Here is a 13,055-nt window from a genome sequence, read left to right on the forward strand (position 1 = left end):
AGGGGGTGACGATCGGGATGCCGGTCCGGCCGGAAAAGGCGGCGGTCGTGGAGGAGCTCAAGGACAAGTTCCGCCGCGCCCGTGCCGTGGTTCTCGCCGACAACAGGGGCCTCACGGTGGCCGAGTCCACGAAGCTGCGCCGGCAGCTGCGTGAGGCCGGCGTCGAGCTCAAGGTGGCGAAGAACACGCTGATCCGGATTGCCGCCCAGGAGGTCGGAATCCAGGGCCTGGAGCCGCTGCTGTCCGGCCCCACCACGCTGGCGTTCGGGTACACGGACGAGGTCACGGCGCCGAAGATGATCAAGGAGTTCATCGCCCGTGACCGGAACCCCAAGCTCGAGGTCAAGGGCGGCCTGCTGGACGGGCGGGTCATCGACGCCGAGGGCGTCCGCGCCCTGGCCGACCTGCCGCCCAGGGAGGTCCTCATCGCCCAGGTGATCGCCGGGGTGCAGGCGCCGCTCGCCGGCGTCGTGGGTGCGGTGAACGGCATCCTGGCCCAGGTCGTGTGGGCCATCGATGCCCGCATCCGCCAGCTCGAAGGGGCCACCGCGTAGGCGAGTCCTGCCGGGGCCGCGCCGGTGGCGGCCCCCCGTACGATCCGGTTCGCGGACACGCGTCGATCTGGAGGAGGTACATTCCCGATGTCCAAGGTCGCGGAGGTCGTGGAGCTCATCAAGAACATGACGGCCCTTGAGCTGTCCGAGCTGAAGAAGGCGCTCGAGGACGAGTTCGGCGTCACCGCTGCCGCCCCGGTGGCCGTGGCGGCGCCCGGCGCGGCCGCCGCCGCCCCGGCCGCTGCCGCTCCGGCCGAGGAGAAGACGGAGTTCGACGTCATCCTCAAGAATCCCGGCGGCAACAAGATCCAGGTCATCAAGGTCGTCCGCGAGATCACCGGTCTGGGTCTCAAGGAGGCGAAGGACCTGGTCGACGGCGCCCCCAAGCCCGTCAAGGAGAAGATCGCCAAGGCCGACGCCGAGGCCATCGCCGCCAAGCTCAAGGAGGCCGGCGCCGAGGTCGAGGTCAAGTAAGACGGTACGCAGGATGCTCTGCACGGCCCCGGGGTCCGTCGCCCCGGGGCCTGCGCCTGTCCGGACGCCGGGCCCGGCCCCGGACACGCGACTGCTCGGTGCCAGAAAGGACTCGGGCCGGCGGTCGAGTACTCCTTTAGGGGGTGCGCTGGACACCCCACGCATTCCGCCCCGGCGCGTGGCCGGGTGGGGCGGCACTCCGTTGGCGGCTGGTGAGAGCGATCGTGGCAGCACGCAGGAAGCATCGGGTACGGGGAAGGGCCGGTGCGCCGGCACCCGGCGGGCACGAGGTCGGGGGAACGGCGGCCCCGGCCGGTGCAGTCGTAGGGCAGCGGGAGGAAGCCGCCGCGGCCGAGGCCGCAGCCAGGGCCACCTCAGAGACCCGGGCAGTGCCGCTCGATCGCACCGGCATGGTCCTCCTCGGGGCGTCCCTGCTCCTGATCCTGATCCCGCCGTTCTTCCGGGGGCTCTTCTTCCCGCTCGAGCAGCTCGTCGCCCTGATGGCGGCGCTGGCGCTCTTCGCCGCGCGCTGGCTCACCCGCCCGCGTGGCGACGGCGTGGCCCTCGGGCCGCTCGACCTGGCCGTGGCCGGGCTCGCGGCGGCCTACGCCCTCAGCAGCCTGTTTGCCGCGGCGCCTCGGGCGGCGGTGCAGGACGTGGTCAAGTACCTCCTGTACGCTCTCCTCTTCTGGCTGGTCCAGGACCTGGCCCGGACCCGCCGGGAGAGGCTGTGGGTCATGCACGCCCTCGTTGCGGCGGCGCTCGGCGTCGCGGTGCTGGGTCTGGGCGCCGCGGCGGGGACCTTCCAGTACAGGGCGGCCTGGGAGGGCAGCCGGATCAGCTCCTCGCTCCAGTACCCGAACACCCTGGCCGCCTACCTGACGGCCGGTTACTTCGCCACCCTGGGGCTCTGGTCGTGGTCCGCCCGGCAGCGACCCGCCCTCGGCTTCCTGTACCTGCCTGTCGCCGCCTTCCTATTCATTGTCTTCGTCCACACCCTGTCCCGCGGCGCCTGGCTCCTCTTACCCGTCGTGGCTGCCATCTTCTGGGCGGCCTCGCCCCGCGGCGCGCGGCTCGGGGCGGCCCTGGCGGTGGTGGCGAGCGTGCTGGCTGCCGTGCCCGGAATCCTCCGTTTCCCGCAGGCGGTCAAGGCCGGCGCGCCGGGACCCGTGTGGCTGGCCGGCCTCGCCGGACCGGCGCTCGCGCTGGTGCTTCAGGCGGGGCTCCGGGCACTGCTGCGTTTGCGGCCGCGGGCGCAGGCAGCGCTGCTGGTGGGTCTGGCGGTGGGGGCCGTCGTGGCCGCCTTCCGGGTGGTACCGGACCTGCGCGCGCCCGACGCCCTGGTCCAGCGCCTGCAGTCGATCCGGGTCGAGGACTACAGCGCCCGGTCGCGGATCGAGTGGACCTACGACGCGGTGCGGATCGCCCTGGCGCGGCCGGTCCTCGGCTGGGGCGGCGGCGGCTGGAACGCCGTGTACCTCGGCTTCCAGCGCTGGCCGTACTGGAGCACCCAGGTCCACAACCACTTCGCCCAGACCCTGGTCGAGGTGGGCGTCGTGGGCTTCGGGGTGTTCGTGGCGATGTGGCTCGCCTGGCTTTACGGGTGGTGGCGGGCCGCGCGGGCGGTGGCCGCGGCCACGCACGCGGGCGGGGAGGCCGCCGCTGCCGGAGACCCCGAGCGCGCGGCGCTGGCCGGCGTGCTGGCGGCCGGGCTGGCGCTCGGGGCGCACAGCGCCCTCGACTTCAACCTCTCCCTGAGCGCCGTGAGCCTCTACCTGTGGGCGCTCTTCGGGCTGGTGCGGGCGGCGGAGCGGGAGCGGGCCGGGGACCCGCAAGGGCTGGTCCTCACCGTGGTCCGGGCCGGCCGGCGCGGGCCGCGGGGGCACACCCGGGGAGGCGCGGCGCGCTGGGTCCCCGCCGGCGCGGCGGTGGTGCTGCTGGCCCTGGCGGGGAGCCTCGCCCTCGGTATCCGCACGGGCCGGGCGGCGGCCCGGGCGCTGCAGGACCGGCGGGTCGCCGAGGCCGCAGAGGCGTTCCGGCGGGCCGTGCGGCTTGACCCCCTGGAGGTCACGTACCGGATGGACCTGGGTTCGGCGCTGGAGTCGCTGGCCGCCCGGGAAAAGAACGAGAGCAAGCGGCGACAGCTTCTCCAGCAGGCCGAGCGGCAGTTGCGGCAGGGGGTCGACCTCGAGCCGTACAGCGCCAACTACCGCACGCTGCTGGGCCTGTACCTCCTGCGCAACGGACAAGTGGAGGAAGGGCTCCAGCACCTGGAGCGGGCCCGGGAACTGCACCCGCACGAGATCCAGCGCTACGAGACGCTGGCCCAGGCCTACGCGCAGGCGGGCCAGGCGCTGCTCGTCAAGGAGCCGGAGCGGGCCCGGGAGTACCTGCGGCGGGCCGCTGCGCTGCCGGAGGAAGCCGCCCGGGTGCGGGACGGGGAACCGGCGTGGGTGCCGACCTACTACCGGATGAAGCCGCCGACGGCGCGGCTGAACCTGGCCGTGGGGCAGGCCCGGGCGCTCCTGGGCCAGCTGGCTGAGGCCGAAGCCCTCCTGGCGGAGGCCGCGAAGGAGAAGGACCTGCAGCCCGAGGCCCTGGCGTGGCTGGCCGCAGTCCAGGGGGAGGCGGGCCGGAAGGCCGAGGCGCAGAAGACGGAGGCCGCCGGTCGGGCGGCGGGGGGGGCGTTCAAGGGGTACTACGACCGGGCGCGGCTGTACCTCACCGTGGCCCTGCACCCGGAGGTGCGCCCGGAGGAGCCGGCAACGACGACGGGCTCGTGATCCTGATCCAGATTCGGTATTGACAGCCGGAGGTGGGTATCGTATCATACACTACTGCGATCTCAGCTGCGCCGCGCGCGGCCGCACATCCCCGGCAGCGGCGGCGATGCTGACTGCGGGATGGAAGTGCATAAACGGTTTTGGAAGCGGTCACGAATAGGACATGTCCCCTGGTAGGACGCATTTACCAGTTCCCCGAGGGACTCCGGTAAGTGGCCTTTTTCTTGTTTCGTGCCGGGTTTCCACTGGATCAGCTTTCGCGGTGGGGTTGGGTCCAGACGGAGAGCGATCCCGGTGGGTAGTCATGCGGTAAGGAGGCCAAGCGTGGATGGGCCGGACGCTGAAGGCGGGCATGCGGGAGCGTTACAGCTTCGGCCGGATCGACGAGGTCCTGGAGCTGCCGAACCTCATCGAACTCCAGCAGAACTCGTATCAGTGGTTCCTCCGCGAAGGGCTGCAGGACATCTTCCGGGACATCTCCCCCATCACGGATTTCACCGGCAACCTGGTCCTCGAGTTCCTGGACTACAGCCTGGGTGAACCGAAGTACAGCATCGAGGAGTGCAAGGAGCGGGACGTCACCTACGCCGCCCCGCTGCGGGTACGGGTACGGCTGGTCAACAAGGAGACCGGCGAGGTCAAGGAGCAGGAGGTCTTCCTGGGGGACTTCCCCCTGATGACCGCGAACGGAACCTTCATCATCAACGGGGCCGAGCGGGTCATCGTCAGCCAGCTCGTGCGGTCTCCTGGTGTCTATTATAGCGAACAGGTCGACGCATCGGGCAAGAAGCTCTTTTTCGCCACCGTGATCCCGAACCGGGGGGCCTGGCTCGAGTTCGAGACCGATGCCAACGACCTCATCACCGTGCGGGTGGACCGCACCCGCAAGCTGCCGGCCACGGTGCTCCTGCGGGCGCTCGGCTACTCGAGCGACCACCAGGTCCTCGAAGCCGTGGGCGAACACGAGCTCGTGCGCCGCACCCTGGAGAAGGACGGGACGGACTCGGAGGACGAGGCGCTGATCGAGATCTACAAGCGCCTGCGCCCGGGCGAGCCGCCGGCGGTCGACAACGCCCGGCAGCTGCTCGACTCCCTCTTCTTCGAGCCCAAGCGGTACGACCTGGCCCCCGTGGGCCGGTACAAGCTGAACAAGAAGCTGGCGCTGCGGCGGCGCATCGCCGGCACCAACGCGGCCGAGCGGGTGGTCGACCCCGCCACCGGCGAGGTTCTGGCCGAACCCGGTCAGCCCATCGACCGGAAGCTCGCCGAGCGGATCGAGCAGGCCGGCATCGGCCGGATCACCGTCCAGCTGAAGGACGGCTCGACGGTGCGGGTGGTCTCGAACGGCCAGCCGCCCATCACCCAGAAGACGATCACGCGGGAAGACATCGTCGCCATCGTCAACTACATGTGCACGCTGGCGAAGGGCCTGGGGTCGGTGGACGACATCGACCACCTGGGCAACCGCCGCCTGCGCTCGGTGGGCGAGTTGCTGCAGAACCAGTTCCGCATCGGCCTGGCCCGCATGGAGCGGGTGGTCAAGGAGCGCATGACCATCCAGGACGTGGAGGCCATCACGCCGCAGGCGCTCATCAACATCCGGCCGGTGGTGGCGGCGGTCAAGGAGTTCTTCGGCTCCTCGCAGCTCTCCCAGTTCATGGACCAGACGAACCCGCTGGCGGAACTGACCCACAAGCGGCGCCTCTCCGCCCTGGGCCCCGGGGGCCTCAGCCGGGAGCGGGCCGGGTTCGAGGTCCGGGACGTGCACCACAGCCACTACGGGCGGATGTGCCCGATCGAGACGCCGGAAGGCCCGAACATCGGCCTGATCGGCGCCCTGGCAACGTACGCCCGCGTGAACGAGTACGGCTTCATCGAGACGCCGTACCGGAAGGTCGACCGCGAGAACAAGCGGATCCTCGACGAGGTGGTCTACCTCACGGCCGACGAGGAGGACGAGGCCGTGATCGCCGAGGCGAACACGCCGATCAAGGACGGCTGGTTCGCCAGCGACCGGGTGGTGTGCCGCTACCGGAGCGACTTCGTCGAGGTGCCGCCCGAGCAGGTCGACTACATGGACGTGTCGCCCAAGCAGATCGTCTCGGTGGCGACCGCCCTCATCCCGTTCCTCGAGAACGACGACGCCTCCCGGGCCCTGATGGGCTCGAACATGCAGCGCCAGGCCGTGCCGCTCCTGCGGCCCGACGCCCCGCTGGTCGGGACCGGGCTCGAGTTCCGCGCCGCGTACGACTCGGGCGTGCTGGTCGTCGCCGAGGGTCCCGGCGTGGTCGAGCGGGTGTCCGGCTCCGAGATCGTCGTCCGCCAGGACGACGGCACCGTGCGGCGTTACAAGCTCACGAAGTTCCAGCGCTCGAACCAGGGCACGTGCCTCAACCAGCGGCCGATCGTCCGCAAGGGCCAGCGCGTGGAGAAGGGCGACATCCTGGCCGACGGGCCTTCGACCGACGGCGGCGAGCTCGCCCTGGGCCGGAACCTCCTGGTCGCCTACATGTGCTGGGAAGGCTACAACTACGAGGACGCCATCGTCATCAGCGAGCGGGCGGTCACGGAGGACCTCCTCACCTCGATCCACATCGAGGAGCACGAGTGCGAGGCCCGCGACACCAAGCTCGGGCCGGAGGAGATCACCCGGGACATCCCCAACGTCGGCGAGGACGTCCTGCGCGACCTCGACGAGCGGGGCATCATCCGCATCGGCGCCGAGGTGCGGCCCGGCGACATCCTGGTCGGCAAGGTCACCCCCAAGGGCGAGACCGAGCTCACGGCCGAGGAGCGGCTCCTGCGGGCGATCTTCGGCGAGAAGGCCCGGGAGGTCCGGGACACCTCCCTGCGGGTGCCGCACGGGGAGAGCGGCATCGTCGTCGACGTGAAGGTCTTCACCCGCGAGCAGGGCGACGAGCTGCCTCCGGGCGTGAACCAGCTGGTGCGCGTCTACATCGCCCAGAAGCGGAAGATCTCCGAGGGCGACAAGATGGCGGGCCGCCACGGGAACAAGGGCGTGATCTCCAAGATCCTGCCGGTCGAGGACATGCCGTTCCTGCCGGACGGGACGCCGGTCGACATCGTCCTGAGCCCGCTGGGCGTGCCTTCCCGGATGAACATCGGCCAGATCCTGGAAACCCACCTCGGCTGGGCGGCGCAGAAGCTCGGCATGTACGTGGCCACGCCGGTCTTCGACGGGGCCGACGAGAACGAGATCAAGGAGCTGCTGCGCAAGGCCGGGCTGCCGGAGAGCGGCAAGATCCCGCTGCGGGACGGCCGCACCGGCGAGCTCTTCGACAGCGAGGTCACGGTGGGCGTGGCGTACATGCTGAAGCTCGCCCACCTGGTCGACGACAAGATTCACGCCCGCTCCACGGGCCCCTACAGCCTGGTCACCCAGCAGCCGCTGGGCGGCAAGGCGCAGTTCGGCGGCCAGCGCTTCGGGGAGATGGAGGTGTGGGCGCTCGAGGCCTACGGCGCCGCGTACACCCTGCAGGAGCTGCTGACCGTCAAGTCGGACGACGTGGTCGGTCGCGTGAAGACGTACGAGGCGATCGTGAAGGGCGAGAACGTGCCGGAGCCGGGCGTGCCCGAATCCTTCAAGGTCCTGATCAAGGAGCTCCAGTCGCTCTGCCTCGACGTGCGGGTGCTGTCGGAGGACAACCAGGAGATCGAGATCCGGGAGGTCGACGAGGACTTCCACGACGGGCTGCGTGACCTCGACATCCCGGTGCCCGACGAGTACGTCGAGCGCCCGGTGCCGGCCCGCCGCCCGGCCGGTGACGAGGAGGAAGAGGAGGCCGAGGACGCGGAGGAGGACGCCGCGATCCTGGCCGGCGGCGACATGGGCGAGACGCTCGACCTGGAGGACGCCTTGCCCGACGCCGACGGCGGTGAGGAAGAGGATCTCCCGGTCCGTGCCGGCCGCACCGGCCGGGCCGGGCGGCTGGGCGCCGGCGCCCGGGGCGGTACCGGGGCCGGCGTGGACGGCGGCCTCGACGATCTGGACGGCGAGGGCCCGGAGGGCGGGCCCGACGGAGACCTCGACGACGAGGAGTAAGGGTGCGAAGGGGGACGGTCGGGCTTGCTGGACGTCAACTACTTCGACTCGATGCGCATCGGCCTCGCGTCGCCGGAGCAGATCCGGCAGTGGAGCCGTGGCGAAGTGAAGAAGCCTGAGACCATCAACTACCGCACCCTGAAGCCCGAACGGGAGGGCCTGTTCTGCGAGAAGATCTTCGGCCCGACCCGCGACTGGGAGTGCCACTGCGGCAAGTACAAGCGGGTGCGGTACAAGGGGATCGTCTGCGACCGCTGCGGTGTCGAGGTCACGCGTGCCAAGGTCCGGCGCGAGCGCATGGGCCACATCGAGCTGGCGGCGCCCGTGAGCCACATCTGGTACTTCAAGGGCATCCCCAGCCGGATGGGGCTCCTGCTGGACATCTCGCCGCGGGCGCTGGAGAAGGTCCTCTACTTCGCGGCGTACATCGTGATCGACCCGGGCAACACGCCCCTGATCGAGAAGCAGCTGCTGACGGAGAACGAGTACCGCGAGTACCGGGAAAAGTTCGGCAACGCCTTCAAGGCCGGCATGGGGGCGGAGGCGATCAAGACCCTCCTCCAGAAGATCGACCTGGATAAGCTGTCCCGGGAGCTGCGGGCCGAGCTGAAGTCCGTCTCCGGCCAGCGCAAGATCCGGGCCATCCGGCGGCTGGAGGTCGTCGAGGCGTTCCGCAAGTCGGGGAACCGGCCGGAGTGGATGATCCTCGACGTCATCCCGGTGATCCCGCCGGACCTGCGGCCCATGGTCCAGCTCGACGGCGGCCGGTTCGCCACGTCGGACCTGAATGACCTCTACCGGCGGGTCATCAACCGCAACAACCGCCTGAAGCGGCTCCTGGACCTGCAGGCGCCGGACATCATCGTCCGCAACGAGAAGCGGATGCTGCAGGAGGCCGTGGACGCCCTGATCGACAACGGCCGGCGCGGCCGGCCGGTGACCGGGCCCGGCAACCGGCCCCTGAAGTCGCTCTCGGACATGCTGAAGGGCAAGCAGGGCCGCTTCCGCCAGAACCTCCTGGGCAAGCGGGTCGACTACTCGGGCCGCTCGGTCATCGTCGTCGGCCCGGAGCTCAAGCTGCACCAGTGCGGCCTGCCCAAGGAGATGGCGCTCGAGCTCTTCAAGCCGTTTGTCATGAAGAAGCTCGTGCAGGACGGGTACGCGCACAACATCAAGTCCGCCAAGCGGATGGTCGAGCGGGTGCGAACCGAGGTCTGGGACGTGCTCGAAGAGGTGATCCGCGAGCACCCGGTGCTCCTCAACCGGGCGCCGACCCTGCACCGCCTCGGCATCCAGGCCTTCGAACCGGTGCTGGTCGAGGGCCGGGCGATCCAGATCCACCCGCTGGTCTGCACGGCCTACAACGCCGACTTCGACGGCGACCAGATGGCCGTCCACGTGCCGCTGAGCGCCGAAGCGCAGGCCGAGGCGCGCATCCTCATGCTCTCCGCCAACAACATCCTGAACCCGAAGGACGGGCAGCCGGTCATCACGCCGACCAAGGACATGGTGCTGGGCTGCTACTACCTCACGCTGGTGAAGGAGGGCGCCCGGGGAGAGGGCAGGGTCTTCTCGAGCCCGGAGGAAGCCCTGTTCGCCCACGACTCCGGCGAGGTGGAGCTCCACGCCCGGGTGAAGGTGCGGTTCCCGAAGGACTGGGCGGCGAAGTGGCCGGAGGGCACCGAGGTCCGGGGCGCGTACGCCTACGTGGAGACCACGATCGGCCGGCTCATCTTCAACGAGATCCTGCCGCCCGAGCTTCGCTACATCGAGGCCGTGGTGGAGAAGAAGTGGATGGGCAAGGTGGTGGCCGAGGCCTACCGGCAGCTCGGCACCTCCGCCACCGCGGAACTCGCCGACCGCCTGAAGGACCTCGGCTTCCGCTACGCGACGCGGTCGGGCGCCACCATCGGCATCGATGACGTCGAGGTGCCGCCGGAGAAGGACCAGATCCTCCGGGACGCCGAGGCCGAGGTCGAGCAGGTCGCCCGCCAGTACCGCCGGGGCCTCATCACCAACGAGGAGCGCTACCAGCGGGTGATCTCGATCTGGGAGCAGGCCAAGGACAAGGTGACCAAGGCCCTGGTCCAGCACATGGACCAGTTCAACCCGGTCAACATGATGATGACCTCCGGCGCCCGGGGTAACGTGAGCCAGATCACCCAGCTGGCCGGCATGCGCGGCCTCATGGCCGACCCGTCGGGCCGGATCATCGAGGTGCCGGTGAAGTCGAACTTCCGCGAGGGCCTCACGGTGCTGGAGTACTTCGTCAGCACCCACGGCACCCGCAAGGGCCTGGCCGACACCGCGCTGCGCACGGCCGACTCGGGTTACCTCACCCGCCGCCTGGTGGACGTGGCGCAGGACGTCATCGTCCGGGAGGAGGACTGCGGCACCACCGCCGGCATCCCGGTGTTCGAGGTGCGGGATGGCGACGAGATCGTCGAGAAGGTCACGCAGCGCATCGTCGGCCGCTGCGCCCTGAACGACATCGTCCACCCGATGTTGGACGAGTTCCCGGAACTGCGGGAGCAGCTCGTCGCCAGGTACCCGGAGAGCCAGTATCCGTACCTGAACTACAACCTGCAGAACGGGTTCATCGCCGCGGCCGACGAGATGATCACCGAGGAGCACGCGGAGATCATCGATTTCCTCAACGACGAGGCGCGCCGCCGCGGCCGGGAGGACCTGGTGCTCGACCAGGTCGCCATCCGCAGCGTCCTCACCTGCCGCACCCGGTACGGCGTGTGCCGGCTCTGCTACGGCCGTGACCTGGCCACCGGGCGGCTGGTCGACGTCGGCGAGGCGGTCGGCATCATCGCCGCCCAGTCGATCGGCGAGCCGGGTACCCAGCTCACGATGCGCACGTTCCACACGGGCGGCGTGGCCGGCGACGACATCACGCAGGGTCTGCCCCGGGTGGAGGAGCTCTTCGAGGCCCGCAAGCCGAAGGGCCAGGCGGTCATCGCCGAGCTCGACGGCACCGTCAGCGTCGCCGAGAACAAGGGCCGGCGCGAGATCACGATCACGTCGCCGGAGGGCGAATCGGTGACCTACGCCATCCCGTACGGCGCCCGCATCAAGGTGCGCGACGGCGACGTGGTGGAGGCGGGCGACGAGCTGACCGAGGGCTCCATCAACCCGCACGACCTGTTGCGGGTGAAGGGCCTGCGGGCCGTGCAGATGTACCTCCTGCGCGAGGTGCAGAAGGTGTACGCCCTGCAGGGCGTGGACATCAACGACAAGCACATCGAGATCATCATCCGGCAGATGCTGCGCAAGGTCCGGGTGGAGGACCCCGGGGACTCCGAACTGCTGCCCGGCGGGTTCATCGACGTCTTCGACTTCGAGGATGAGAACGCCCGGGTCATCGAGGCCGGCGGGGTGCCCGCCGTGGCCCGGCCGGTGCTCCTCGGCATCACGAAGGCGTCGCTGGCGACGGATTCGTTCCTGTCCGCCGCCTCGTTCCAGGAGACCACCCGGGTCCTGACGGAGGCCGCCATCAAGGGCAAGCGCGACCCGCTCCTGGGTCTCAAGGAGAACGTGATCATCGGCAAGCTGGTCCCGGCCGGCACCGGCATGGGGCGCTACCGCAACATCCGGGTCCACACCTACGACGAGCTTTACGGCGAGGCCGGCGAGGCGCCCGTCCCCGTGGCCGGCGACGACTGAGCGCAACGCAACGCGGCCGGTGGCGCGATCTTGCGCCGCCGGCCGTTCCTCTTGCACCCGTTCGCTTCCGGCGCGAAAATTTCAGCGCACCTCCCGGAGGGCGACATGACCGAGCACTACTTCACGCCGAGACCCCAGACGCCCCACGAAGAGGCGGAGTTCACGGCCGTGCTGCGCGGGATGGAGTTCCGCTTTCGCACCGACCGGGCCGTGTTCTCCCGGGAGCGGGTCGACCCCGGCACCCGGCTCCTGGTCGAAGCCATGCGGATCGGGCCGGCCGACACCGTGCTGGACCTGGGCTGCGGCTACGGAGTGCTCGGGATCGTGGCGGCCCGGCTCGCGCCGCAGGGACGTGTATATATGGTAGACATGAACGAGCGCGCCGCCCGGCTCGCGGAGGCCAACGCCGAGCGGAACGGGGTGCGCAACGCGGAGGTTCGGGTCGGGGATGGCACGGGCCCCCTGGCCGGCATCCGCTTCGACGTGATCCTGATGAACCCGCCCGTGCGGGCCGGCAAGGCGGCGGTGCACCGCCTGGTGGCCGAGGCGGGAGCGGCCCTGAAGCCGGGGGGCAGCCTGTGGGTGGTCATCGGCAACAAGCAGGGGGCCCCTTCGCTGAAGCGCCACCTCGGGGCGGTGTTCCGGGAACTGGAAGACGTGGACCGCAAGGGGGGCTACCACGTCTACCGGGCGCAAGGGTGGCTGGGGGTTCCGCGTGACGAAAGAATTGACGCCAACCCGGGACCAAAGTAGAATATGAACGTGTGTCTCGGGCAGGAGGTACCCGGAAGATGTCTTTGGAGCGTCTGAAGGCGGCCAGGAAGAAGACCATCGGCACCAAGCAGACGGCCAAGGCGATTGAACGGGGGCTCGCCCGGGTGGTTTTCGTGGCCCGGGATGCGGACACGGCGGTGACCCGGGACGTGGTGGCTGCGGCGACCGCCCGGCACCTGGAACTCGTGTACGTCGACACCATGGCCGCCCTCGGCAAGGCGTGCGGGATCGACGTCGGCGCCGCGGCGGCGGCCATCCTCGAAGGTTAGAAACGGGAAGGGAGGTGTACGAGGCAGACCGATGCCGACCATTCAGCAGCTCGTTCGCATGGGGCGCGAGGCGTTCGAGAGGAAGTCCAAGGCCCCGGCCCTGAAGGGCAACCCCTTCAAGCGGGGCGTTTGCACGGTGGTCAAGACCACCACGCCGAAGAAGCCGAACTCGGCGCTGCGGAAGATCGCCCGCGTGCGCCTGACCAACGGGATCGAGGTGACTGCCTACATCCCCGGGGAAGGCCACAACCTGCAGGAGCACTCCGTGGTGCTGGTGCGCGGCGGGCGCGTGAAGGACCTGCCGGGCGTGCGCTATCACATCGTGCGGGGGACGCTGGACTCCGCCGGCGTCGCCAACCGCAAGCAGGGCCGGTCCAAGTACGGTGCCAAGCGGGCCCAGAAGGGCGCCGCCCGCAGATGAGCAGACGGTCTCATCGTCGGATGCGGGGAACCGGCTGGCAAGAGT

General features: G+C 70.0%; 8 protein-coding genes. All 8 read left to right on the plus strand.

Translation table 11 applies throughout. From position 1 onward, the window contains the following. The first annotated feature begins 17 nt into the window (after positions 1–17). The 8 genes from rplJ (at position 18) to rpsL (ending at position 13,010) form a co-directional block, all read left to right on the plus strand. Positions 18–554, plus strand: coding sequence for a 50S ribosomal protein L10 (rplJ, locus tag caldi_RS16325; RefSeq protein ID WP_264842802.1), 537 nt, complete (start codon positions 18–20; stop codon positions 552–554). Between the two features lie 87 nt (positions 555–641). Further along, positions 642–1,028 carry a 50S ribosomal protein L7/L12 gene (rplL, locus tag caldi_RS16330; protein WP_264842803.1) on the plus strand — a complete coding sequence of 129 codons (387 nt, stop codon included), beginning with the start codon at positions 642–644 and terminating at the stop codon, positions 1,026–1,028. Positions 1,029–1,417: 389 nt separating this feature from the next. Then, the gene (locus caldi_RS16335; RefSeq protein WP_264842804.1) at positions 1,418–3,811 is read left to right on the plus strand and encodes an O-antigen ligase family protein; all 2,394 of its coding nucleotides are present in this window, start codon (positions 1,418–1,420) and stop codon (positions 3,809–3,811) included. 328 nt (positions 3,812–4,139) lie between these two features. Then, a complete protein-coding gene (gene rpoB / locus caldi_RS16340) occupies positions 4,140–7,874 on the plus strand; it encodes a DNA-directed RNA polymerase subunit beta (protein ID WP_264842805.1) in 3,735 nt (1,244 codons plus the stop codon). A gap of 24 nt (positions 7,875–7,898) precedes the next feature. Continuing rightward, positions 7,899–11,546 carry a DNA-directed RNA polymerase subunit beta' gene (gene rpoC / locus caldi_RS16345; protein WP_264842806.1) on the plus strand — a complete coding sequence of 1,216 codons (3,648 nt, stop codon included), beginning with the start codon at positions 7,899–7,901 and terminating at the stop codon, positions 11,544–11,546. 105 nt (positions 11,547–11,651) lie between these two features. Next, positions 11,652–12,299 carry a class I SAM-dependent methyltransferase gene (locus tag caldi_RS16350; RefSeq protein WP_264842807.1) on the plus strand — a complete coding sequence of 216 codons (648 nt, stop codon included), beginning with the start codon at positions 11,652–11,654 and terminating at the stop codon, positions 12,297–12,299. 38 nt (positions 12,300–12,337) lie between these two features. Further along, a complete protein-coding gene (locus caldi_RS16355; RefSeq protein ID WP_264842808.1) occupies positions 12,338–12,589 on the plus strand; it encodes a ribosomal L7Ae/L30e/S12e/Gadd45 family protein in 252 nt (83 codons plus the stop codon). A 31-nt stretch (positions 12,590–12,620) separates the two neighbouring features. After that, positions 12,621–13,010 (plus strand): 30S ribosomal protein S12, encoded by a 390-nt coding sequence (rpsL, locus tag caldi_RS16360; RefSeq protein WP_264842809.1) that lies wholly within the window; start codon positions 12,621–12,623, stop codon positions 13,008–13,010. Positions 13,011–13,055: the final 45 nt, after the last annotated feature.

The sequence above is a fragment of the Caldinitratiruptor microaerophilus genome, assembly GCF_025999835.1.
GTDB lineage: Bacteria > Bacillota > Sulfobacillia > Symbiobacteriales > ZC4RG38 > Caldinitratiruptor > Caldinitratiruptor microaerophilus.